The following is a 23,797-nucleotide window of genomic DNA, read 5'->3' on the forward strand; positions in this document are numbered from 1 at the left end:
GTCTAGAGTGCCGACCATGCACCACACCCTCCGGACCTGGACATCCGCTGTAGCGCTGGCGCTCTTGTCCCTGTTGCTGCTCGCCACGCCCGTGGCCCGAGCGGCGCAGGCCAAGGCGCTCTCTTCGTGGAAGGACATCGACGCGCTGGTGTCGAACCAGAAGGTGGAGGCCGCCGCGCAGGCCGCGGAGGCCCGCCTCAATCAGGCGCGCAACGGCGCGGACGAGTCCGAGTGGACGCGCGCGCTGATTCGCACCGTGCAGCTGCGCTCGGCGCTGCACGGCTACGAGACGACGGTGCGCTTCCTTCGCGAGCAGCCCTGGCCGAAGGGGGCGCTGGCTCGCGCGACGCTGAACCTCTACTACGCCAACGCGCTCGTCACCTATGCGCAGGTGTACAGCTGGGAGGTGCGCAAGCGCGAGCTGGTGGCGTCCACGGGGCCGGTGGACCTGAAGGCATGGACGTACGAGCAGATCCTCACCGAGGCGCAGCGCGCGTACGAGGACGTCTGGAAGCAGCGGCAGTCGCTGGGCGCGGAGCCGGTGAAGGTGCTGTCCGAGTACGTCGAGCCGAACACCTACCCCGAGGGCATCCGCTCCACGCTGCGCGACGCCGTCTCGTACCTGTGGGTGGGGCTGCTGGCGGACAGCACGCACTGGCGGGCGGAGCAGGCCAACGAGGTGTTCCGGTTGGACCTGGGCTCGCTGCTGGAGGGCTCGCCCACGGTGGACCTGACGGATGCCAACATCCACCCGCTGGTGAAGGTGGCCGCGGTGCTGGGGGATTTGGAGGCGTGGCACCGGACGGGCGGGCGTCGTGAGGCGGCGCTGGAGGCGCGGATGCGGCGCTACGAGGTGCTGTACCAGCACTTCTCCGAGGCGGAGGACCGCGCGCGCATCCGTCAGCATCTGGCCGCGTACCTGAATGCGTTCCGGGATGTGCCCTGGTGGTCCATGGGGCAGGGCCTGCTCGCGGAGCAGGAGAACGCAGCGGGCCACGCGGTGCGCGCGCATGGTCTGGCGAAGGCCTGCATGCAGGCCTACCCGAAGTCGCTGGGGGCCTCGCGTTGCCGCACGCTGGTGGAGTCGCTGGAGGCGCCGGATTTCCGCGTCACCTCCATGCAATCGGATGGCGCGGACCGCCGCTCCATCGAGGTGACCCACCGCAACGTGCCGGTGCTCTACTTCCGCGCGTTCGTGCTCGACGTCGAGGCGCGGCTGAAGAAGGTGGAGGACTACAACGTCCTGCCCTACGGCGACGAGCTGATGCGCTACGTCCGGGGCCGCAAGCCCGCGGCGACGTGGTCCACGCAGCTCCCCGCGACGCCCGACTTCCAACTGCACCGCACCTACGTCACGCCTCCGCTGAAGGAGAAGGGCACGTACGTCATCATGTCCTCCGCGCACGAGGACTTCCGCGAGAAGGGCAACCGCATCGAGGCCACCTTCCTGGCCGTGACGCCGTGGGTGGCCCTCACCCGGAACGCGGAGGGCACGTCGGTGGAGGCGCGCATCCTGATGGGCGAGACGGGCAAGCCCGCCTCGGAAGTGTTGGTGCGGCTCATCCAGATGGACTACCGCTCGGGCTTCCGCGAGGCGGCCCGTGCCCGGACCAACCCCCAGGGCGACGTGTCCTTTCCCGCGCTGCCGGGACAGGGCTATCGCACGTACCTGATGGTGGTGGGCGAGGGACGCGGGGCCTTGCTGCTGCCCAATGGCCTGGCCTTCTACAACCGCGTCTCGCCCAGCGAGCAGACGTCATCCCTGGTCTTCACGGACCGGAGCGTCTACCGGCCGTTGCAGAAGGTGCAGTGGAAGGTGGTGGCCTACTCGGGGCGAGGAGACCAGGCGCGCTACCAGACGCAGGGGCAGCAGGGCCTGGTGGTGAGGTTGATCGACCCGAACCACCAGGAGGTGGAGCGGCGTCAGGCGCGCACCAATGACTTCGGCTCCGTCGCGGGCGAGTTCACCATCCCCACCGGCCGACTGCTGGGCGTGTGGACGGTGCAGGTGGAGTCCGGGGGCTCGTCCTCGATTCGCGTGGAGGAGTACAAGCGGCCGACCTTCGAGGTGACGCTGAAGGACCCGGACGCGCCGCTGCGGTTGAACCGCCCGGCCACCTTCAAGGGCGAGGCGCGCTACTACTTCGGGCTGCCCGTGGCGTCGGGCACGGTGCGCTGGCGCGCGTACCGTGAGCCGGTGCTGCCCTGGTGGTGGTGGTACGACTCCAGCTTCATCTCGCGGCAGCGGCAGCTCGTGGCCGCGGGCTCGTCGTCGGTGGAGGAGGACGGCGGCTTCAAGGTGACCTTCACCCCGGAGGCGGATGAGCGCTCCGCGCGCACGCCAGGCCTCACGTGGCGCTACCTCGTGGAGGCGGATGCCACGGACGAAGGGGGCGAGACGCGCTCGGCCAGTCGGGGCTTCCGCCTGGGGTTCGTCGCGGTGGAGGCGCGCGTGGACACGGACACGGGCTTCCTTCGCGAAGGCGCGCAGGCCGAGGTCCAGTTGGTGCGCTCCACGCTGAACGGCGCGCCGCAGCCCGGTGCGGGACGCTGGCGACTGGTGGCGTTGAAGCAGCCCGCGCAGCCGTTGATGCCGGCGGACGAGCCGCAGCCCAAGCCCCCGTTCATGGAGGCGGACCCGGACGCGGTGAGCACGCCGACTCCGGGCGATGCGCTCCAGCCGAGGTGGCTGCAGAACTACAATCCGCAGTCCGTGCTGGCGCGCTGGGCGGATGGCGCTGAGCAGACGAAGGGCATCGTGCAGCACGGCGCGGACGGCGTCGCGCGCGTGAAGCTGCCGTCGCTGAAGGCGGGCGCCTACCGGCTGCACTACGAGACGACGGACGCCTTCGGGCAGACGTTCACCGTGGCGCGGGAGCTGCTGGTCGCGGGCGACCGCGCGCCCGTCTCGCTGGCATCGACGCTGGTGGTGGAGAGATCGAGCGTGCGCGTGGGTGAAGTGGCGCGCCTGCTGGCCGTCTCCGGCTTCGAGGGTCAGCCGATGCTGCTGGACCTGTATCAGGGGGACACGCGCGTCCTGCGCAAGTCGCTGGTGGGCGGCCAGACGCCCGCGGTGGTGGAGGTGCCGGTGACGGAGGCGCTGCGTGGAGGTTTCACCGCCGTGCTGACGCTCGTGCGCGACTGGCAGTGGGTCCGGTTCTCCGAGAACGTGTTCGTCCCGTGGGACAACAAGGAGCTGAGCCTGGAGTTCGCCACCTTCCGCGACAAGATCCGCCCGGGCGCGAAGGAGACCTTCCGCGTGACGGTGAAGGGCCCCAAGGGCGCGAAGGTGGAGGCGGGCGCGGCCGAGCTGCTCGCGTATATGTACGACCAGTCGTTGGACCTGTTCGCGCCGCACTCGCCGCCGAGTGTCTCGTCGCTCTACCCGCCGCGCATGTCATCGGTGGATATCCAGTCGTCCCTGGCGGTGGGTCAGACGCAGTGGCTCGTGTCCCATGGCTACGGCGCGGTCTACCAGTGGGAGCCCCCGTCCTCGGACCGGCTCAAGTTCGAGGACAACTACGGCCTGGGTGGCCCCGGGTACAGGCGCTACCGGAATGGGAACACCCGGTCCATGGAGTCCTTCGGCGGTGTCTCCGCGCCGCGTCCCGCGCCGGTGGCTCGCTCTGAATCGAGGGCGATGCGGGAGTCCGATGCGGCGCCGCCGCCTCCTCCTGGCGCGCCGCCGATGGAGGAGAAGGCCAAGGCCTCGGACAAGCTGCAGGCTCAGGCTGGCGGCCCCGCGCAGGCCGAGGCCGCCCCGGCCGCGCTGCGCTCCAACTTCGCCGAGACGGCGTTCTGGGTGCCGCAGCTCCTCACGGGGGCTGACGGGTCCGCGACGTTGGAGTTCACCGTGCCGGACTCGGTGACGGCGTGGAGCGTGTGGGTCCACGGCCTGACGCGTGACCTGGAAGGTGGCTCGGTGCAGCGCACCACCCGCAGCGTGAAGGAGTTGATGGTGCGGCCCTACGTGCCGCGCTTCCTGCGCGAGGGAGACCGCGCGGTGCTGGAGGTGGTGGTGAACAATGCGTCGGAGCAGGCGCGTCAGGGCACGCTCACGCTGGACATCATCGACCCGGAGACGAAGAAGAGCCTGCTGTCGGAGTTCGGAGTGAAGGGCGCGTCGCAGAACTTCACGGTGGCGCCGGGGAAGGGGACGAACCTGCGCTTCCCGCTCACCACGCCCGCGCGCGTGGGCACCGTGGCCTTCCGCGTGGAGGCCCGTGCGGGCAACTTGAGCGATGGCGAGCTGCGGCCGTTGCCCGTGCTGCCAGGCCGCATGCATCTGGCGCAGTCGCGCTTCGTCACGTTGAAGGGGCCCGGCTCCAAGACGATGCGCTTCGACGACTTGAAGAAGGGGGGAGACCCGACGCGAGTGAACGAGCAGCTCGTCGTCACCGTGGATACGCAGTTGTTCTACGCGGCGCTCCAGTCGCTGCCGTACCTGGTGAACTACCCCTACGAGTGCTCGGAGCAGACGCTCAACCGCTTCGTGTCCTCCGGCATCCTCGCCAGTCTCTACGCGAAGTATCCGGCCGTGGCGAAGATGGCGAAGGAGATGAGCCAGCGTCCCACGCGCTTCGAGACGTGGGACTCGGTGGACCCGAACCGGAAGATGACGCTGGAGGAGACGCCCTGGCTGGAGATGGCCAAGGGCGGCGCGGATTCGGACCAGGACCTGGTGAAGGTGTTGGACCCGAAGGTGGCCCGCGCGGAGCGCGACGCGGCCATGGGCAAGCTGCGCAAGGCGCAGACGTCCAGCGGTGGTTTCCCCTGGTGGCCGGGTGGTCCGCCGTCACCGTACATGACGCTCTACATCGTCCACGGCCTGTCGCGCGCCATGGAGTACGGAGTGGAGGTGCCGCAGGACATGACGCGCGACGCGTGGGGCTACCTGGCCCGGCACTACCGCGAGGAGTACGCGCCGAAGCTGGCGAAGAAGGGCCAGAGCTGGGAGTTCATCACCTTCCTCAACTACGTGGCCTCCGCATACCCGGATGCGAGCTACACGGGCGAGGCGCTGACCGCGGACGAGCGCAAGGAGATGCTCGCGTTCAGCTTCACGCATTGGAAGCAGCACTCGCCCTATCTCAAGGGCTACCTGGCGCTGACGCTGAAGCGCGCGGGACGCCAGACGGATGCGCTGAAGGTCTGGGACAGTGTGATGGACTCGGCGAAGACGACGGAGGAGCTGGGCACGTACTGGGCCCCCGAGGACCGGAGCTGGCTCTGGTACAACGACACCACGGAGACGCAGGCCTTCGCCCTGCGCGTGCTGACGGAGCTGAAGCCGAAGGACGAGCGGCGTGAGGGGCTGGTGCAGTGGTTGCTCCTCGACAAGAAGCTCAACCACTGGAAGTCCACGCGCGCCACGGCCGAGGCGCTCTACGCGCTGGTGAAGTACCTGGAGGCGGAAGGCGCGCTGGGCATCCGTGAGGACGCGAAGGTGACGGTGGGCCCGCGCGTGGTCCAGATGGAGTTCGCTCCGGACGTGTACACGGGGAAGAAGAACCAGGTGGTGGTGCCGGGGCCGGAGCTCCAGCCGGAGACGATGAGCTCCGTGGTGGTGGAGAAGACGACGAAGGGCTTCGCCTTCGCCTCGGCCACGTGGCACTTCTCCACGGAGAAGCTGCCGGACGAGGACCGGGGAGACTTCTTCCAGGTCTCCCGTCGCTACTTCCGCCGCGAACGCGAGGGCCGCGAGGCCGTGCTCCAGCCGCTCGCCGAAGGGACGGTGCTCAATCCAGGTGATGAGGTGGAGGTGCAGATTTCGCTGCGCACGAAGCACGCGGCGGAGTACGTCCACTTGAGAGACCCACGCGCGGCGGGCCTGGAGCCGGAGAACGCGCAGTCCCGCCACAAGTATGACCTGGGCATCGTCTGGTACGAGGAGACGCGCGACTCGGGCACCAACTTCTTCTTCGAGTGGCTGCCCGCGGGTGAGTACACCTTCAAGTACCGGGTGCGCGCGAACATGGCGGGCACCTTCCGTGTGGGGCCGGCCACCGTGCAGTCCATGTACGCGCCGGAGTTCACCGCGTACTCGACGGGCGCGATGCTCACCGTGGGGCCGGCGAAGTAGCGAGGACGCAGCGGCGGCAGGCGGAGTTTCGATTCAGGGCCCGACTCGGATGCACGAGCGGGCCCTGGTCGTTTTCGGGGGGCGCGTCACACCCTGGCTTTGCTTCGACGCGGTGGCTCGCGCTTCGTCTGCCTCGGCGGGTGCGGAGGAGGGAAGGGCAAGCCCGGTATGCATGTGCCCCCTACGGCAAGGAGAAGGGCTCGTGCTCACTCGCCGCAGGTGGCGGCGTCGTCGGTGGGGTGGAGCGTGGCGATACCGTAGGTGCCGTTGCGCGTGCCGCACCAGACCTGCCAGCGCGTGCCGCCCAGGTCCTTCGCGCTGTAGACGCCGCCTTCCTTCTTCGCGCCGTCACGGGCGCAGCACCGCGCGAAGGCCCGCGTGCCAATCGACATCAGGCCCACCGCGTCCGGTGATTCGGAGAAGCCGCCAATTCGCTTCTCCCCACAAGACCAGGGAGCCACACCCTGGAACCGGATGAGGTACTGGTCCTGCGTCTTCGCGGAGCCCCCTCGCACCGGGCCGCCGTAGCAGAGCTTTCCCTCGGCCTCGAGCTGCGCATAACGCGGCAGGAAGTGCAGGCCGCCGATGGGGCCTCGGTCCCAATCATCTCCGCAGAACACGTGCGTGAAGGCGTTGCGCGGGCCCGTGCTCACCCACAGGCTGGTCAGCCAGTCGATGTTCGCCTGCTTCTTGCCCGGACGCCCCGCCGCGGACAGGGCCAGTTGGAGGCGCGGGTCATCGTAGTAACGGGTGATGAAGCGCCGCACGTCGTTCGCGCTCACGCTCACATCCGGGCGCGCGGGGCACAACGCGAGCACTTCCTTGTCCATCGCGGACAGCGTGGGGCGCTTGTCGAAGAGCGGCTTCCTGGAGCACGTCGTCGCGCAGCCCGTGGCGGCCTTCCACGTCACCGCCACCGTCGAGGGGGGCGCGCTCGCGGCCGGGGCAGCTCCCTCGTAACGCGGGGCCGCGCCGCTGGGCGCCGAGACGACGACGGGCTCGGCACTCTCCTCGTCCGACTCATCCGCGCGGGCCGCGAACATCTGCTCGCGTGCCTTCGCGCGCTGCGCCGCGTCCGCCCGGTCCGCCGCCGCCAGCAACGTCGAACTCGGCGCCGCCTGCACCGTGGTCTCCTGGGCGCCCTCGCACAACACCCAGCCCTCGGTGGAGACGCCGCGCAGCTTGCACCAGGCCCTGCCGGGTCCGCCCTTCTTGAGCAGGGGATACGTTGTCCCGGCCTCCACGGTGAAGACGACCTTGGACGACTCGGGCTGCTCCACCGCGTCCACGGAGACGTCGGACACGAACGCGCCGGGGCCCGCCAGCGCGGGAAGGGCGGTCAGCAGCAGGCCGAGGCTCAGGGCGGGAAAACGCATGGCGCGTGACTCTATCCCAATCCCACCCCGCCCCTCGAAACAGGGGCGGGTGGAGGGCTCCTCGGGCACCAGGGACGGAGGGCCGTCCCCGGGAATTCACGCCAGCTTGACGCGGGCCGCCTTCAGCTTGCCCACCTGCACGGTGTACTCGCCGGGGCCCAGGTCCGCCTTGACGTCCTGAACCTTCTCGCCGTTCACCTTGACGCCGCCCTGGGTGATCATCTTCCGCCCCTCGGTCGAGGAGGCCACCAGCTTCGCCTCGGCCAGCACCTTCGTCACCGGCATCGTCGCCGCGCCGGCCAAGGAGAGTTCCACCTGCGGCAGGTCCTCCGCCGACAGCTGCTCCTTCTTGGCGAAGCGCTTCTCGAAGTCCTCCTCCGCCTTGCGGCCCGCCTCGGCGCCGTGGAAGCGCGCCGTCATCTCCCGCGCGAAGCCCACCTTGGCGGCCTTGGGGTGCACCTCGCCGCGGGCGACCTTGGCCTGCAGCTCCCCCAGCTCGGTGAGCGTCAGCGACGACAGGAGCTGGTAGTAGCGCCACATCAGGTCGTCGGTGATGCTCATCAGCTTGCCGAACATCATGTCCGGCGGCTCGCTGACGCCCACGTAGTTGTCCAGGCTCTTGGACATCTTGTCGCCGACGATCTTGCCGTCGACGAGCGTCGCCTTGAGTCCCTCCAGGATGGGGCCCGTCATGATGACCTGTGGCGCCAGGTTCTCCTCGCGCATCAGCTGCCGGCCCACCAGCAGGTTGAAGAGCTGGTCCGTCGCGCCCAGCTCCACGTCCGACTTCAGCGCCACGGAGTCGTAGCCCTGCAGGAGCGGGTAGAGCATCTCGTGGATGGCGATGGAGACCTGCTCCCGGAAGCGCTTCTTGAAGTCGTCCCGCTCCAGCATCCGCTGCAGCGAGTAGCGCGACGCCAGGCGAATCATTCCCTCGGTGCCGAGCTTGTCCAACCACTCGGAGTTGAAGCGCACCGTCGTCTTCGCCTCGTCGAGCACCTTGAAGACCTGCTGCTTGTACGTCTCCGCGTTGGCCTTCACCTCGTCGCGGGTGAGGGCGGGGCGCGTGGCGTTGCGGCCCGTGGGGTCTCCAATCAGCGCGGTGAAGTCGCCGATGAGGAACACCACCGAGTGCCCGAAGTCCTGGAAGCGGCGCATGCGCGTGAGCAGCAGCGAGTGCCCCAGGTGCAGGTCCGGCCGGCTCGGGTCGAACCCCGCCTTGATGACCAGGGGCTTGCCCGAGTCATACGAGTACTTGAGCTTCTTCTTCAGGTCCTCGGGCGAGTGGAGATCCACCGTGCCTCGGGTGACTTCTTCGAACTGCTCCTCGGGGGTCGCCTTGCGCAGCGCGTCCGGATTCATGGGCGGCGGACCTTAGCCGAAAGCGGGCCTGCGCGAACGGCCCTTCCACCGCGACTTTCAGGTGCCCGGAAGGTGCACTCGGACACGCTCGATGCTCTTGCCGCGTCCGGAGGCATCGTCGATGTCCACCACCACACCCTGGAGATAGACGAGCCGCTCGGCGACTTCATAGGGCGCGTGCTTCTGCCCCAGGAACCGCGCCAGGGACTGCTCCTTCTTCATCCCGATGACCGAGTCGAGCGGGCCGCACATGCCCACGTCGGTGATGAAGGCCGTGCCGCCGGGGAGGATGCGCTCATCCGCCGTCTGCACGTGGGTATGGGTGCCCACGACGACGGACACCCGCCCGTCCAGGTGCGCCCCCATGGCGTTCTTCTCGCTGGAGGCCTCGCAGTGCATGTCCACGAGGATGCACGGCGTGCGCGCGCGCAATTCCTCCACCAGCCCCTGCACCACCTCGAAGGGGTTGTCGTGCGCGCGCATGAAGACGCGGCCCTCCAGGTTGATGACGCCCAGCGCGCGCCCGTCCGGGAGCGTCACCACGCCATGGCCTCGTCCTGGAGTGTCCTTGGGGTAGTTGGCCGGCCGCAGCAGCTTGTCCGGATGGGCCGTCACCCAGGGGATGATGGCCTTCTTGGACCAGAAGTGGTTGCCGCTGGTCAGCAGATTCACTCCCGCGGAGAGCAGGGTGTCGGCCGTCTCCGGAGAGATGCCGGCACCCTGGTCGCTGTTCTCCGCGTTGGCGATGGTGATGTCCACGCCATGGGTGGCCTTCAGACGTGGCAGGAGCGCTCGGACGGCCTGAAGCCCCGGACGACCCACCACGTCTCCCATGAACAGGACCTTCACGTATTCAGGAAGCTAGGCCACGTACTCGGGAAGTTCGCCTCGCGGGACAGGCCGCGGCAGGACTCGGACTCCGTGACGATGAGGTCCATGTCCACGTCGTCCCCTGTCGTAGGCAGGGACTCGACGAGCTGATCACTGAAGGCCAACCCCACCCGGCGACTGCGATCATCCGCCGAGCGCAGGGTGGCGTCGTAGTAGCCGCCTCCGCGTCCCAGTCGCTTGCCGTCCCGAGTGAAGCCCAGACCGGGAACGACGAAGAGGTGGATATCCTTCACATCGACCAGGTCCGCGCTGTTTGTCGGCTCCCGGACACCCAGCCGCCCAGGCTCCAGCTCCGCCTCGGACTTGATGGCCCGGAAGGAGAGGATGCGCCCGTGCACATGGGACAGCGGGTAACAGACGATCTTCCCGTCTTGCAGCGCCGCGATGAGGATGTCCCGAGTGGGCACCTCACCCCTGATGGGCGCGTAGAGCGCCACTGTCTTCGCATTTTGGTAATACTGGGTCGCCAGGAACCGAGACTGCACCTTGAGACCCCGCGAATCGACGATTTCAGGCGTCATCGCCTTGCGGCGCGCCGTCAATTCGTCTCGCTGAGTCTGCTTCCTCGCCGCCGCCGCCTCTTCCACCACAGTCTCGCTCACCGCCGCCGCTCCGCAGAAAAAGTCCCCCGCCGCATGGCCGTGTGCCCAGCGTCCATTGAACCCTAAAAGCCAGGTGGGGACCGAAATCATGCCTCCGCAGGCTTCCCTCATCCCTCGTGAGAGGGGAGGGCTTGCACATGGAAGCCGAAACGGACCCCGGAACGGACGTATCGGTTCGAATTTCTGCTGAGCATCACGCGCCCCGCAGGGGACAGCCCTTGAAACAAAGCTACAGTGCCACCAAGGCCTCGAAATAACTGAGAAATCTCGCGACCACCTTCTGAAATGATAAGGATGGGAAGCGTCGCGGTCAAGGCATCCTCGCGCGTTTACAAGGCAAGCACGGCCCCCCTATGATGGGAGCCCCCCACACCCCGCACATGCCGCTCTCGCTTCTAAACAAGGCACTCGTGACGGCTCTTTCCGTCACCTCCGGCCTCGCCTGGGCGGGACCGAAGCTCGCAGGCCCCTATGTGGGGGATACCTACGGGCAGGTCGACCTGCACATGGAGGGCGAGCGCCTGGTCGGCACGTCCGCCGGTTCTGGAGGTGGCTGCAAGTTCCCTCCGGGCACCGAGGTCCTCTCCGGTGAGTTCCAGGGCAACGTCCTGGTCGCCACGATGCAGGTGTGCCTGTCCGGGGTGCCTGAGTGCGTGGGCGCCCGGAGCTTCCCGGTGCTGGCCATCTACAACCCGCAGACCTCGGTGCTCACCGGGCGCTTCCGGCTCCCGTCGGGGTGTCACTCGCCCGGCTTGAAGGACTCGCAGCTGCTCCTGCGGGGCCAGGGTGGGGTGCCGGACGAGCGGGAGGACGAGGCGCTGAAGGAGTCCGCGACCGAGGCCGAGGAGGGCGAGCCGGAGCCCGCCGCCGCGCCGGCGGCAGAGGCCGCCGCGGCACCCAAGGGCGGCGCGGAGGCAAAGGCCGCCCAGGCCCAGCCCCCCATGGTGACGACGGGCCATGTGAGCGAGGGGCTCAAGTGGCTCGCGTTGAGCAAGTGGGAGATTGCCCGCCCGCGCTTCGAGGCCGCGCTCAAGGAAGATGGGCGCAGCGTGGATGCGCTGGTGGGAATGGCCGCCTGCAGCCTGGGGGCGAACAACGCCAGCAAGGCGCTGGAGTGGCTGGGCCGGATTTCGCCGGTGCCCGCTGGACGTCCGGATGTCTACGCGTGGCAGGCGTACGCGCACAACATGGTGGGCAACAAGGGCCGCGTCGCGCCCCTGCTGAGAAGGGCGCTGGACCAGGGCTGGACGCCCGAGGAGCCCAAGGCCTGGGAGCGCGCGCTGGTGAATGCGCTGGGGAGTGACATCGAGCAGGTGAAGAACCGCAAGCGCGCGCCGGTGGGATCCGGAAGCACGAGCCCGTGACTCAGACGCCCTCGCCCCCCAAGACCCAGCGGGTCTTCGGCCACTACGAGATTCTCTCCGTGCTGGGCAAGGGCGGCATGGCGGAGGTGTACCGGGCGCGGGTGTTGTCCGGGTCTCGCGAGGGTTGGACCGTCGCGCTCAAGCGGCTCTTGCCGGCGCTGACGGCGGATCCCGAGTCGGTGTCGCTGTTCTCGCGCGAGGCGCAGCTCTCCAAGCAACTGCACCACCCCAACATCGTGACGGTGCTGGATGCTGGCGAACTGGAGGGCATCTACTTCATCGTCATGGAGCTGGTGGATGGCCGGGACCTTGGCCAGATTCTCCGCCGCTGCAAGGTGCGAGGAATCCCCCTGCCGTTGGACTTCGCGGTGTACCTGGGCAAGGTGCTGCTGGAGGCGCTCGCATACGCGCACGCCGCCACCGGACCGCAGGGTGAGCCGCTGGGCATCGTCCACTGTGACGTGTCCCCCTCCAACCTCTTCATCTCCCGCGTGGGGGAGATCAAGCTGCGCGACTTCGGCGTCTCCCGCGTGCTCGTCGACGGCAAGCTCCAGGAGGGCGAGGTGCTGGGCAAGCCGTACTACCTCTCTCCGGAGTCGCTGCTCGGCCAGGTGAGTCCAGAGGCCGACCTCTGGGCGGCGACGGTGGTGCTCTACGAGCTGTTGACGCTGGAGCGCCCCTTCACCGGCGCCACGCCGGACGAGGTGTTCCAGGCCATCCGCTCCCGGCGCTACCGGCCGTTGCGCGAGCTGCGCCCGGACGTCCCGGAGGCGCTCGAGGACGTGGTTCGACGCGCCTTCTCGGAGCGCCCCGAGGACCGCTTCACCTCCGCCGAGTCCTTCGCCCAGGCGCTCGCGCCGCACTACGACGAGCGCGTGGGGACGCCCCTGGCCATCGCCGCCGTGGTGCGAGGCCTGTTCGGCGCCAGTGACGAAGCGCCCGCGAGCACGCCTCCGGCGGCGCCCACCGGCACCTCGCGCGTGGAGTAGACGAGCGGGCACGTGCCTGCCCGGTGCGTCGCGTCCCCCAGTCCCCTCCGGCCAGGGGGATGGCGAGATTTCCTGTCGAGCGCGCAGGTCCGCGCCCCCGAGGAATCGCCATGGCCACCCAGCCTCAGCCACCGAAGCCCCAGCCCGAAGAGCCCGCCCCCGAGCGCAAGACGCGCGAGGACCTGCCCCAGCGGCTTCCTCCCAAGCCGGAGGAACCTCGCGAGGATGGAATGCCGGGCTACGGACAGCCGGACGAAGAGGTCCGGGAGAAGTCACTCCCCGACCAGCATTGGTAGGGGTTCTTCGTCCGGGTCGTCTCCCGGGGTGACGCGCACGGAGTTCTTTTCGAAGCCGTAGGGCGTGAGCCGTTCGCGCCAGGCCGTGAAGTCGCCGTCGGACAGGAGCCCGAAGGCGCTGAACCTTCCGGTGGCGCCCTCGTAGCGGTTGCGGTCCATCCGAAGGCCGGGGCGGGCGGTGTCGCGGCCCAGCTTCACGAAGCTGCGCATGTCCCGCAGCGTGTTGTCGAGGACCGTGAGATTCGTGACGACGAGAGGCTCATCCGCGGCCAGCCGCAGGCCCGAGTCCACGGTGCGCTCGATGAGGTTGCCGAGCACGCGCACCCCATGCGCCCTCGCGATGCGGATGCCCTGGCCGTTGCCCCGATTCGCGAAGTTGTAGATGTCCGTCACGACGTTGCCCTGCACCAGCACGTTGACGGGGGTGTCCACCAGGGCCAGCCCTCCGATGGAGATGCCGCGGCCGGCCTGGAAGACGAGGTTGCCGACAATCTGGATGTTCGTCGCGTCCTCGTGGACCAGCACCGCCTCGGCGGCGGACGTCGTGGCCTGCCACGGGTAGCGCTCCAGGTTGGGGAAGCCGAAGAGCACGTTCTCGTGGATGGCGACGTCGTCGCAGGCCTTCACGTCGATGCCGTTCTCCCCGCAGTCGTACATCTGGTTGCGCTCGATGAAGACGGTGGACGGCCTGCCCAGGTTGGGCTGGCACTGCACTCCGTCACCCGAGGCATCGTGGATGTTGTTCTCCGTGATGAAGACTTCGCGTGAGACGCCCTTCACCGCGACGCCGTGGGAGTCGAGGCCCGTCCTGGAGAAGTCGAATATCGAATTGCCGTCGATGAGCACCCGGCTCGCGTCACTGACGACGACGCCTCCGCCCGCCCTGCCTCCATGGAGCACGGAGTCGGTCAGCTGCGAGCACGTGGTGCTGTCCTCGAAGAGCGCGGCGAAGGAGGGGCGCTCCTCCACGTCCACCTCGACGGCCTGGACAATCCAGTAGGGCTGGCTCACCACCAGCAAGCTGCCCACGTCGGTGGAGGAGGGGACGATGCGGGGGCGGCGGTACTGCTCTCCACGCAGGACGATGGGCGCCGTGGCCGTGCCGGGGCGCGCCTTCAGCGGATTGATGGCGACCTGCTCGGGATAGGTCCCCTCGCGGACCTGGATGACGTAACCCGGCTGCGCCACCTTCACCGCCGCCATGATGGTGAAGAAGGGGTTGGCCACGGAGCCCAGCGGGGCCTCGAAATCCCGCGGTCCGGTGTTCGCGACGTACAGCGTGGGCCCTTGCGCATCGTCCGCGGAGGGGCAGCGCTGCCGGAAACGCTCCTCCGCGTTGAGCGGCGTCATCTGCTCCTCCCACAGCACCGAGCCCCCGGCAGTGGTGCTCGTGCTCGCGTCACCTGGATGTGACAGGGCTCGCGTTGAGCCCGACTCCGTGGACTCGGGCCGCGCGTCATCGCCACCGCGCTCCTGAGGGCTGGGGCCGCATGCCAGCGCGAGCCCGTACACGAGCACCGCGAACCGATTCCTCAAAAACCCCAGCCCCTTCGAACCCTGACCCATGTGCAGCCCCCCTCGGGTGTGTCGGCAGTGGGGGAGATGCTTTCCACCGGAGGTGGCTTCATCAAGCGCTCATGCCCCCAAGGGGGACGCGGCATTCACAGGAGGATGCTCGGGGTTCGGCGGGCGCGGCCTTCCGTCAAGTGCACCCGGCGTACGTAGCGGCGCGGGCCGGAACGGGCTTCAGCCCGCGAGGGCGCGAACCCGGGGGAGGTGATGACGGAGTGCGTCGACGACGCGGCGCACATCGTCCTCGCGGGTGTCGGGCCCCAGGCTGAAGCGGAGGCTTCCACGCGCCTGGGCCGCGGACAGGCCCATGGCTCGGAGCACGTGCGAGGGGGTCAACGTTCCGGACGCGCAGGCCGCGCCCATCGACACGCAGATGCCATCCAGGTCCAGCGCGATGAGCAGCGCCTCGCCCTCCGCGCCGTCGAAGCGCAGGTTGCTGGTGTTGGGCACGCGGGGCACCCCCGCACCGTTCACCGTCACGCCCGTCACCGCCTCCAGCACCGCGCGCTCGAAGTCGTCCCGCAGCGCGCCGACTCGCGCCTCCAACGCGGGCTGCTCCCGCGTCGCCAGCTCCAACGCGAGCGCGAGCGCCTCCGCGTAGGGGATGTTCTGCGTTCCCCCCCGCCGCCCCCCTTCCTGGTGTCCGGGCGTGAGGGCCCGCACGTCCACGCCCTTGCGCACCACCAGCACGCCCACGCCCGCGGGCCCGCCGAACTTGTGCGCCGACAACGAGAGCAGGTCCGCGTCCACCTCGCGCAGCGACAGCGGCACCTTGCCCGCCGCCTGCACCGCGTCCGTGTGGAAGAGCACGCCCTGCTTGCGGCACGCCCGAGCGACTTCCGCCACGGGCTGCACCACGCCCGTCTCGTTGTTGGCCCACATCAGCGAGCACAGCGCCGTGTCCGGCGTCAGCGCCGCGAGCACGTCCTCCACGCGCACGCGGCCCTCCGGACCGGGTGCCACGCGCACCACCTGCGCGCCTTCCCGCTCGAGCTGCGCCGCCGCGCCCAGCAGGGCAGGGTGCTCGATGGTGGAGGTCACCACTCGTCGTCGCTCCGGCGAGGGACGCGCATGCCACGCGCCCACCAGGGCCAGCGCGTCCGCCTCGCTGCCCGACGCGGTGAACGTCACTTCCTTCGGCTCGCAGCCCAGCACCCGCGCCACCCGGGCTCGCGCGGCGTCCAGCCGGGCGCGGGCCTCACGTCCGGCGGCGTGCACGCTGGAGGCATTGCCATGGCCACCGTGCACGAGCGCGCGCGCCAGCTCAGTCAGGACTTCCGAGCGCACCGGCGCGGCGGCGTTGTAGTCCCAGTAGATCACGAGTCCTGCGCGGAGAGCAGCGACACGGGCCGCTCGTCCGAGACGCCGAACGCCTCCAGGAAGCGACTCACCAGCTCACGCTTGAGCGCCTTGCGCTGCGCGGCCTTGCCCGACAGCGGAAGCCTCGCGCCCGCCATGCTGCCGTGGCCTCCGGACGAGCCGCCGTAGTCCTCGAAGATTTCGCGGATGAGCCGGCCCGCGTTCATCCGCCGGTCCTTCACGCGCAGGCTGAAGTAGAGCTGGTTGCGGTACGTGCCGAAGGCCAGCGACCACTTCGTGCCCTCCAGGAACATCAGCCGCTCGGCGACCTCCGCCACCATGTCCGGGGAGTAGACCTCCTCCAGGTCGGTGACGATGGCGGTGCCGTAGACTTTCGCCCGCTCGAAGGCCGTGTGGTAGAGCTGGAAGTAGCGCGCCGGCAGCTCCGGGTGCTCGATCTGCGCGAGCATCGACTTGTCCATGCGCGGGAACAGCCACAGGTAGCTGTCGATGTCCGTCTGGGTCGTCTCGCGGCCCAAGTCCCGCGTGTCCGCCTTGATTCCGTAGAACAGCGCGGTGGCCACTTCGACGGAGGGCTCCACGCGCGCGGCGCGCAGGTACTCCACCAGCATCGTGGACGTCGCTCCAAAGTCACCGCCCACGTCCGCGAAGGGCGACGCCAGGCTCTCCTCACGCAGCGGGTGGTGGTCCACCACGAGGTGCGCCTCCAGCCGAGCGGGCAGCGAGTGATTGCCCACCTTCGGCTGCGTATCCACCAGGCCGAAGAGGTCGTACTCGTCGAAGTCGATCTGCGACACGTGCGAAATCGGCAGCCGCAGCACCTTCACGAAGGCGATGTTCTCCGCCCGGCCGATGATGCCCCCGTAGCCCACGTGGGCCTCCACGTCCGCTCGGCGCTCCAGCAGGTGGGCGAGTGCCACCGCGGCGGCCAGCGAGTCCGGGTCCGGGTTGTCGTGCGTGAGGATGAGCGCCTTGCGGTGCCCCTTGGCCACCTGGAGCAGCCGGTCCAGCTTGTCGCGAGCGGACAGCTGGGCCAGGCGTGGTGGCGGAGGCTCCGTCAGCTCGCCCCCGAGGGTTGCCTGGGCACGGCGGCTGTTGAAGGACTGGGTCACGGGCATGGAGAGTCTTCTTTACTTCCTCCGGCCTCGGGTTTCGAGATGCCGGATGTTGTCTGCTCGACATCGAGGGCGCGGTGTCACCCGCACACCAATGGTGCAAACGCCCCCTCCGACGTTCACGGAGGGGCGGAAGGCCGTGTGCCCGGACGCCTTCCTGCCCCCTTGGGTTCCAACTTGAGGAGGTCCAACTAGTTGTTGATGGCCTTGTACTTGCGGCCGAGGTCCCTGAAGTACTTCACCCCGTTGTCGAGCGAGTTCTCCATGGCGTCCATCAGCACCGTGCGGAACTGCGCCACGGGGCCGCGGAAGCACTCGTAGTAGCGCTGCCGGTCGATGGAGTGGATGACGGCGGGCATGTAGCCGTTGCGCAGCAGGATGAGGTTGCTGCACATGCGCCCCACCTTCCCGCTGTGCTCGGTGAAGGGGAAGATCTGCAGGAAGCTGTGCTGCACGGTGGCGGCCTGCTTTATCGGATGGAACTCGCGGAACTCGGCGCTGGCCGTGTAGTCCACGAGCTTCTCCAGCGCCGGTTGGATCTTCACGGGCTGGTGGATGTCGTGGAAGTACGTGCGGTGCAGCGGCATGTCCTTGCGCAGTCCCGAGCGCTCGCGCTCCTTGGCGAGCTCCTTCTCCGTGCGCTCCCGTCGCTCCATGCGCGCGCGCTCGGCCAGTGCCTCCGGGGTGTTCCCCAGGAAGAGGTCGTGCATCCGCTTGATGGTGGTGAGGGTGATCTGCGCCTGCTTCTTGGCGCCCGCGGCTTCTTCGCGAAGGAAGTCGCAGACCGCCTTGTGATTCCGAATCTCAAGCACCACCGGAATCATGGAGGCCTCGGCGCTGGCCCGTCCGGGGAACAGCGCCGCCTTCAGTTCCTGATGGGTGTAGACCACGCCTTCCAGCGCGGCGTCGTGGTAGATCCACGACATCTCGAACTGCTCGAGGAACTCACGCGCGGGCTGCTTGTCCTTGTAGATGTCGAGGTACTCGCGCAGCGCCTCGTTCTTCTCGTCGATGTCCTGGTAGCGTTCCTTCACGGACTGCGGCTCCTTCTTGCGTCGTATCTTCGCGAGCGAAGACCGAAGCGTGCGGCCGAGCGATACAACGGCATGCGGATTCTAGAAATTCCGCACGGTTGTAACAACGAAATCCACTAGAGATTGACGAGGAAGACCTCGCACGCCTGGTCGAGCAGGTCCTTGGACAGGGCCGGCGGTATCTGCCGGTACCGGGCCGCGTCCTTGATGAGCCCCACCAAATCGCGGGGATGGCACGCGCGAAGCTGCATCGTCCGGGGCTTGTAGTAGTGCTCGACAAGGTACGTGACGGCCTGGTCCACATAGGGGATGCCCGCCGCCTCGCACACCCGGCGGAAGATCTCCCGGTAGGACTCTTCGTCGGGATTGCCCACCTCGATTTTGTACTTGATGCGGCGCAGGAACGCCTCGTCGACCAGCTCCTTGGGGTCCAAATTCGTGGAAAAGACGAGAAGCTGATCAAACGGGATTTCGAACTTCTTGCCGGTGTGGAGGGTGAGGAAGTCCACCCGCTTTTCGAGGGGAACGATCCACCGGTTGAGAAGGTCTGTCGGGTGGACCTTCTGGCGGCCGAAGTCGTCGATGAGGAGCATGCCGCCGTTGGCCTTCACCTGGAACGGGGCTTCGTAGAAGCGGGTGCTCTCCGAGTAGATGAGGTCCAGCGTCTCCAGCGTGAGCTCGCCACCGACGACGACGGCGGGGCGGCGGCAGAGCATCCACCGGTTGTCCATCTCGAAGGACTGTCGGCGGCCGGACGCATCTCCGCCCATCTCCAGCTTGACGGGGGTGTGGATGAGGTGGTCGTGCACCTGGATGATCTGATTGCCGATCTCCAGGCAGTGCGGCACGAAGACCTCGCCGCCGAACATGTGTGAGACGGCCTCCGCGAGGCTCGTCTTGCCGTTGCCAGGGGGACCGTAGAGGAAGAGCGAGCGCCCGGAGTTCACCGCGGGGCCCAGCTTGTCCATCAGCTCCGCGGGGACGGTGAGGTGGCTGAGCGCCATCACCAGCTCCTCCTGGCTGACGACGGGCGTCTCCTCGGTCTGGCTGGTGATGAGCGCGTTGTACTGCTCAATCGGCACGGGTGCGGGGCCCACGTACGTCGTGCGGGTGAGCGCGTCGCGCGCGTACTCGCGGCCCTTCTCCGTGAGGATGAACTCCACGGAGGCGCGGCCGAAGCCCTTGCCGCCACGCAGGTCCACCAGCTTCTCCGTGGCGATGAAGTCCACCACGTGCTCGATGACGCCCGACCACGGCAGGCGCATCTCGTCCGCGATGACCATGCCGGTGCCGGTGCCGGTGTAATAGAGGAACTTCAGCGCGATGTCCGCGAGCAGTCCCATCTTGAGCCCCGTCTCCTCCACCGACTTCGGCTCGGCGGGAGCGATGTCGAGGATGGACGGGTTCTCGAGCTTGAACGGATTGTCGTCGTAGGCGTGTCCGGCGGGAGCCATCGGGGCCCTTTCTAGCCCAAAACCCGTCCTGGGAGGGCAGAAGGGATGGTCATTCCCGGGAGACCCGAGGGGCGAGGAGGCAGGCTCCCCACCCCGGGGGCGCCGGAGACCCGGCGCGTAGGGGCATCAGTCGACGTAGGTGAGCCACTCGGCGTAGCGCGGCTCCTGGCCCCGGACGGTGCGGAAGTACATCTCCTGCACGAAGGTGCCGATGGGGCCGGGCTTGCCGGTGCCGACGGCGCGGTCGTCCACTTCGCGCACGGGGGTGATTTCCGCGGCGGTGCCGGTGAAGAAGATCTCGTTGGAGATGTAGAGCGCGTCGCGGGTGAAGGTGACCTCCTCCACGGCGCGGCCGCTGTCGCGCAGAATCTTCAGGACGGTGTCGCGGGTGATGCCGTCGAGGATGGGCGAGGAGAGGGGCGGCGTCTTGATGATGCCCTTCTTGTTCACCATGAAGAGGTTCTCTCCGGACGCTTCCGCCACGAAGCCGCTGATGTCCAGGAGGATGGCCTCGTCGTAGCCCGCCATCACCACCTCGCGCTTGGCGAGGATGGAGTTGACGTACTGGCCGGAAATCTTGCCGCGCACCATGTTGACGTTGACGTGCATGCGCGTGAAGGAACTCACCTTGGCGCGGATGCCCTCGCGGATGCCCTTGTCGCCCAGGTACGCGCCCCAATCCCACGCCGTCACGGCCACGCGTGTGGGGTTCACCGCGCCCAGGCCCATGGCGCCGTCGCCCATGAAGGCCACCGGCCGCAGGTACGCGCCGTTGGCGAACTGCGCCTTCTGCTTGCGCAAGAGGTCCAGGCACGCCTCGACGAGCTCGTCCTCGGAGTACGGCATCTTCAACATGATGATGTGCGCCGAGTCGAGCAGCCGGCGGATGTGCTCGCGCAGGCGGAACACCGCGAGCCGGCCATCATGCGTCTTGTAGGCGCGGATGCCCTCGAAGACGCCCAGCCCGTAGTGGAGGGCGTGCGTCATCACATGCACCTGGCCCTCGTCCCATTTCACCAATTTGCCGTCGAGCCATATCTGGTCGGCACGCAAAACACTGGTCGAGGTCGAGCTCATGCGGGGGTTCCTTCGGCCTGTAAGAAGTGGGACTGCCCGCCCCTTCTAGCCACAGGTCCCTATGAGGTCAAAGCGTGAAAGCCACTTCAGGGAAATCAGAGCACGTGTGGCAGTGGGGCCAGCATGCGTCGAAGGAATGGCAGGTCCTCGGCGAGTGCCTTGCGACCCAAGTGCAGCGCCTTGGAGGCAAGCTCCACGGAGGGCACGACATCCAGTGGTGACAGCGTGCGCGAGAAGCGCTTGATGTGATGCGCGTAGGGCAGGTTGGGCGCCACCGTCATGGCGGCCAGGCGTTGGAGCGGAAGCCAGAACGGCGTGGTGAGCCGGGGCGCGAAGCCATCCAACGCGAGGATGAGCGTGTTGCGCGTGCCGATGCGTCCGCGCGCGACGGCCTTCCACGCGGCCTTCGCCGGCAGGTTGTCCACGAGGCCCCCGTCGATGAGGCGCGCCACGCCGTGGTGGGCGAGCATCCCGTCCAGGAGCGAGTGCATGCGAGGGTCCTCGCGCAGCACGTCGTAGTGGATGACGCCGGGCAGGGCGGAGGAGAAGCCCGCGGCGTCCAGCGCGTCGAATTCGCCGGTGGCGTCGTCTGCGCCCAGGTGCAGGCGCACGGTGATTTCGGGGCGGGTGAACAGCTCTCCAATCGCGCCCATGGCGGCCTGGATTCTGCGCGCCACGCCCGCGGGGTTGAGCAGGCCCAGGGGGCTGGTGCCCAGCAGGCGCTCGTAATACTCGAGCGGGCGGGGGAGCATGCCTCGGCGGATGCCGCCCACGGTGATGATGGTGGGCACCGGAAGGTCCTTGAGGCGCATGCCGCTGCCCTCGGGCCCCGCGCCGAAGAAGCGTCCCAGACCCGCGCGCAGGAACAGGCGCAGCGCCGCGGGCAGGCCGTAGCGGCTCTCCGTGGAGATGAAGCGGAAGAGCTTCCGGAAGGACAGCCCCCGGACGATGTTGGTCATCTCCGTGGGGTCGAAGCGGGCCATGCGCGAGCGCATGATGGCGAGGATGGCGCCCATGGACGCGCCCGCGAGCAGCTTCGGCTCCAGGCCGTGCTCGGCCAGAAGGCTCATCACCCCCAGGTACACGAAGGCGGTGCCGCCGCCGCCGCCCGTCACCATCACCAGCTCCTTGTGACGCAGCTCGCGGTCCAACGCCTCGGGTGGCACGCGTCCGCGCAGCCTCGCCACCACTCCGTCACGCGCCTTCGCGGCGTGCTCGCGCAAGTCCCTCACGTGGGGCACCAGCCTGTCTCTCGTCGGAGGCCGGAGTCCTCCCAGCACGGGCGTGAGGCGGCGCTCCACCTCTTCGCGGAACGGCGTGAGCAGCGCGCCCACGCCCACGTCGAGTCCTCCGTGCTGAACCTTGTAGAGCCGGGCGAGGGACAGCGCCGTGCGAAGGATGGCCTCCTCGCGCGCGTCGAGCAGGCCGGGGGACGCCAGGGAGGCGCGCACGAGCGACAGCTCCAGCTCCTCGAGCGGCCGGGTGATCTGGAAGCGTTCCTTCAGGAGCACGGGTGGGCCAGGGCCTCGGTGGGCGCGAACCCCGAGCATACACCGCGCGTCGGACCTCCTCCCGCCGCCCTCGGGAGGGCGGGCGTCATGAAGGACCTCACGCCTGGGCGATCTGCGGCAGGTTGGCGCGGGCCTTCTCGATGTCGCCCTCGTACTTGAGGACGAGATTGAGCGTGGAGGCCACGACGTCCGAGGTGAGCTGCTCCGCGTTGAGCAGCACCAGGCTCTGCGCCCAGTCCAGCGTCTCGCTGATGGAGGGCGCCTTCTTCAAGTCGAGCGCGCGGATGGCGGCGACGGCTTCCACCACCTGCTCGGCCAGCACCTGCGGCACGTGGGGCAGCCGCGAGCGGACGATGCGCAGCTCCCGCTCCCGGTCCGGGAAGTCGATGTGCAGGTGCAGGCAGCGGCGCTTGAGCGCGTCGGACAGCTCGCGCGCGTTGTTGGACGTCAGCAGCACCCGGGGGATGTGCTTCGCGTGGAAGGTGCCCAGCTCGGGGATGGTGACGGCGTTGTCGGAGAGGACCTCCAGCAGGAAGGCCTCGAACTCCGGGTCCGCCTTGTCGATTTCGTCCACCAGCAGCAGGGCGGGGCGCTCGGAGAGCTGGGCGCGGAGGATGGGACGCGGCAGGAGGAAGCGCTCGGAGAAGAAGACGGCGTCGCTCGAGGCCAGCCGGTCCGCCGCCTCCGACAGCGTGGACGTGCCCTGCACCATCTCCCCAATCTTGTCCTTGAGGAGCTGGGTGTAGAGCAGCTGCTTGGCGTACTCCCACTCGTAGAGAGCCTTGGCCTCGTCCAGGCCCTCGTAGCACTGGAGGCGGATGAGTTCGCGGCCCAGCGCCGTGGCCATGGCCCGCGCCAGCTCCGTCTTGCCCACGCCCGCGGGTCCTTCGACGAGGATGGGCTTGTCCATCCGGTCGGCCAGGAAGGCCGCCGTGGCGATCTCCGGGGAGGGCAGGTATCCCACCTGCTCCAGTTGTTTCTCCGCGTCCGCCACGCTGGTGAAGGCGCGGATTTCTTCCGTCGAAGGGGGGCTCACCCGGCTGAACTTAACCGACGGCCCCCCAGGCGACTGCGGCAAAAATGCCAGGGTCCGTGGACCCGGTCCCCAACCTTCCTGCCTCGCTGCCCTCCAACCCTGCGGAAAAACGCGGGGAAACTATTTGCGCACCGTGGGCACACGTCATGCATCTCTACGGCGCAACTCACGAAGGAAAGCAGCGAGGTCCGTGGTCATGGTGTGGGCGTGGATGAGGATGGTGATGGCGGTGGCAATCATCCTGTTGCCGGGTGGTTTCCCCCTGCTGTTGTCGTACATCGCCGTGCGGACGCTGGTGAGCCGCTGGCGGGAGGCGCAATCGCAGGCGCACAGCGTCGGCCGCGAGGCTTCCCTCCGCGACGTCCTCGCCACGCTGCACTTCAAGGAGCTGGTGCGCGACGCGCGCGCCGCCCTCTGAGTTTTCCGCCTCGGTAGGGCATGGATGTCGCGGCCGGACGGCTCGCGACCCTGCTCGAGGCACCCCGGCCCCGTGCCGGCCTTCCGGCGGGTGCCGGGATTCCAGACAGCACGAGGTGGGGATTTCCGGCGAGGGCCGCCACCGTGGCGGCGGCCCCGGGCAGCGGGCTACTTGTCCAGCTCGTCCACCAGCGCCGTCCAGTCGTCGTCTTCCTTCACGCCGCCGACGGGGATCTGCATGACCATGGTGCGGTCGGTGGGCTCCGACTCGTCGCCACCCAGTGGTGCGGGGGCGGGGG

General features: G+C 68.5%; 17 protein-coding genes and 1 other RNA gene. 5 read left to right on the plus strand and 13 right to left on the minus strand.

From position 1 onward, the window contains the following. Nucleotides 1-16 precede the first annotated feature (16 nt). On the plus strand, nucleotides 17-6,082 hold the full coding sequence (locus tag HUW62_RS02890) for an alpha-2-macroglobulin (RefSeq protein ID WP_176433493.1): 6,066 nt from the start codon (nucleotides 17-19) through the stop codon (nucleotides 6,080-6,082). Between the two features lie 206 nt (nucleotides 6,083-6,288). Here the strand turns inward: HUW62_RS02890 and HUW62_RS02895 are convergent, their stop codons facing one another. From HUW62_RS02895 to ssrS, 5 genes are all read right to left on the minus strand, one after another. Continuing rightward, complete coding sequence (locus tag HUW62_RS02895; RefSeq protein WP_176433494.1) at nucleotides 6,289-7,458, minus strand: EndoU domain-containing protein; 1,170 nt, start codon at nucleotides 7,456-7,458, stop codon at nucleotides 6,289-6,291. Nucleotides 7,459-7,554: 96 nt separating this feature from the next. Next, the gene (gene tyrS, locus HUW62_RS02900; RefSeq protein WP_176433495.1) at nucleotides 7,555-8,820 is read right to left on the minus strand and encodes a tyrosine--tRNA ligase; all 1,266 of its coding nucleotides are present in this window, start codon (nucleotides 8,818-8,820) and stop codon (nucleotides 7,555-7,557) included. Between the two features lie 57 nt (nucleotides 8,821-8,877). After that, a complete protein-coding gene (locus HUW62_RS02905) occupies nucleotides 8,878-9,669 on the minus strand; it encodes a TIGR00282 family metallophosphoesterase (RefSeq protein WP_163865866.1) in 792 nt (263 codons plus the stop codon). Then, nucleotides 9,666-10,313, minus strand: a complete 648-nt coding sequence (locus HUW62_RS02910) for a 5-formyltetrahydrofolate cyclo-ligase (protein ID WP_163865613.1) — start codon at nucleotides 10,311-10,313, stop codon at nucleotides 9,666-9,668. The genes HUW62_RS02905 and HUW62_RS02910 overlap by 4 nt, the downstream gene beginning before the upstream one ends. 19 nt (nucleotides 10,314-10,332) lie before the next feature. Continuing rightward, nucleotides 10,333-10,527: non-coding RNA, 6S RNA (gene ssrS / locus HUW62_RS02915), on the minus strand. 196 nt (nucleotides 10,528-10,723) lie between these two features. Between ssrS and HUW62_RS02920 the strand changes: the two genes are divergently transcribed. From HUW62_RS02920 to HUW62_RS02930, 3 genes are all read left to right on the plus strand, one after another. Further along, a complete protein-coding gene (locus HUW62_RS02920) occupies nucleotides 10,724-11,677 on the plus strand; it encodes a M48 family metallopeptidase (RefSeq protein WP_163865612.1) in 954 nt (317 codons plus the stop codon). Continuing rightward, nucleotides 11,674-12,666, plus strand: coding sequence for a serine/threonine-protein kinase (locus HUW62_RS02925; protein ID WP_176433496.1), 993 nt, complete (start codon nucleotides 11,674-11,676; stop codon nucleotides 12,664-12,666). Before HUW62_RS02920 ends, HUW62_RS02925 begins: the two co-directional genes overlap by 4 nt. A 110-nt stretch (nucleotides 12,667-12,776) precedes the next feature. Continuing rightward, the gene (locus tag HUW62_RS02930; RefSeq protein ID WP_176433497.1) at nucleotides 12,777-12,962 is read left to right on the plus strand and encodes a hypothetical protein; all 186 of its coding nucleotides are present in this window, start codon (nucleotides 12,777-12,779) and stop codon (nucleotides 12,960-12,962) included. On the opposite strand, the gene HUW62_RS02935 is transcribed toward HUW62_RS02930, so the two are convergent. From HUW62_RS02935 to HUW62_RS02970, 8 genes are all read right to left on the minus strand, one after another. Continuing rightward, complete coding sequence (locus HUW62_RS02935; protein WP_163865609.1) at nucleotides 12,939-14,528, minus strand: right-handed parallel beta-helix repeat-containing protein; 1,590 nt, start codon at nucleotides 14,526-14,528, stop codon at nucleotides 12,939-12,941. The two genes, HUW62_RS02930 and HUW62_RS02935, sit on opposite strands and share 24 nt — an antisense overlap. Nucleotides 14,529-14,708: 180 nt before the next feature. Further along, nucleotides 14,709-15,854, minus strand: coding sequence for a cysteine desulfurase family protein (locus HUW62_RS02940; protein WP_176433498.1), 1,146 nt, complete (start codon nucleotides 15,852-15,854; stop codon nucleotides 14,709-14,711). Continuing rightward, nucleotides 15,851-16,972 carry a bifunctional oligoribonuclease/PAP phosphatase NrnA gene (locus tag HUW62_RS02945; RefSeq protein WP_163865607.1) on the minus strand — a complete coding sequence of 374 codons (1,122 nt, stop codon included), beginning with the start codon at nucleotides 16,970-16,972 and terminating at the stop codon, nucleotides 15,851-15,853. Before HUW62_RS02945 ends, HUW62_RS02940 begins: the two co-directional genes overlap by 4 nt. A gap of 188 nt (nucleotides 16,973-17,160) precedes the next feature. Beyond that, complete coding sequence (locus tag HUW62_RS02950) at nucleotides 17,161-18,003, minus strand: Fic family protein (RefSeq protein WP_163865606.1); 843 nt, start codon at nucleotides 18,001-18,003, stop codon at nucleotides 17,161-17,163. Nucleotides 18,004-18,119: 116 nt separating this feature from the next. Next, nucleotides 18,120-19,457 carry an AAA family ATPase gene (locus tag HUW62_RS02955; protein WP_163865605.1) on the minus strand — a complete coding sequence of 446 codons (1,338 nt, stop codon included), beginning with the start codon at nucleotides 19,455-19,457 and terminating at the stop codon, nucleotides 18,120-18,122. A gap of 126 nt (nucleotides 19,458-19,583) precedes the next feature. Continuing rightward, a complete protein-coding gene (locus HUW62_RS02960) occupies nucleotides 19,584-20,534 on the minus strand; it encodes a branched-chain amino acid transaminase (protein WP_163865604.1) in 951 nt (316 codons plus the stop codon). 95 nt (nucleotides 20,535-20,629) lie between these two features. Then, entirely contained in the window at nucleotides 20,630-22,045 is a 1,416-nt protein-coding gene (locus tag HUW62_RS02965) for a patatin-like phospholipase family protein (protein ID WP_240356350.1), read from the minus strand. Nucleotides 22,046-22,142: 97 nt separating this feature from the next. Further along, complete coding sequence (locus tag HUW62_RS02970; protein WP_176433499.1) at nucleotides 22,143-23,081, minus strand: MoxR family ATPase; 939 nt, start codon at nucleotides 23,079-23,081, stop codon at nucleotides 22,143-22,145. 196 nt (nucleotides 23,082-23,277) lie between these two features. Between HUW62_RS02970 and HUW62_RS02975 the strand changes: the two genes are divergently transcribed. Continuing rightward, nucleotides 23,278-23,499, plus strand: a complete 222-nt coding sequence (locus HUW62_RS02975; RefSeq protein ID WP_163865865.1) for a hypothetical protein — start codon at nucleotides 23,278-23,280, stop codon at nucleotides 23,497-23,499. Nucleotides 23,500-23,797: the final 298 nt, after the last annotated feature.

Origin of the sequence: Myxococcus sp. AM011, from assembly GCF_013372595.1 — a bacterium.
GTDB lineage: Bacteria > Myxococcota > Myxococcia > Myxococcales > Myxococcaceae > Myxococcus > Myxococcus eversor.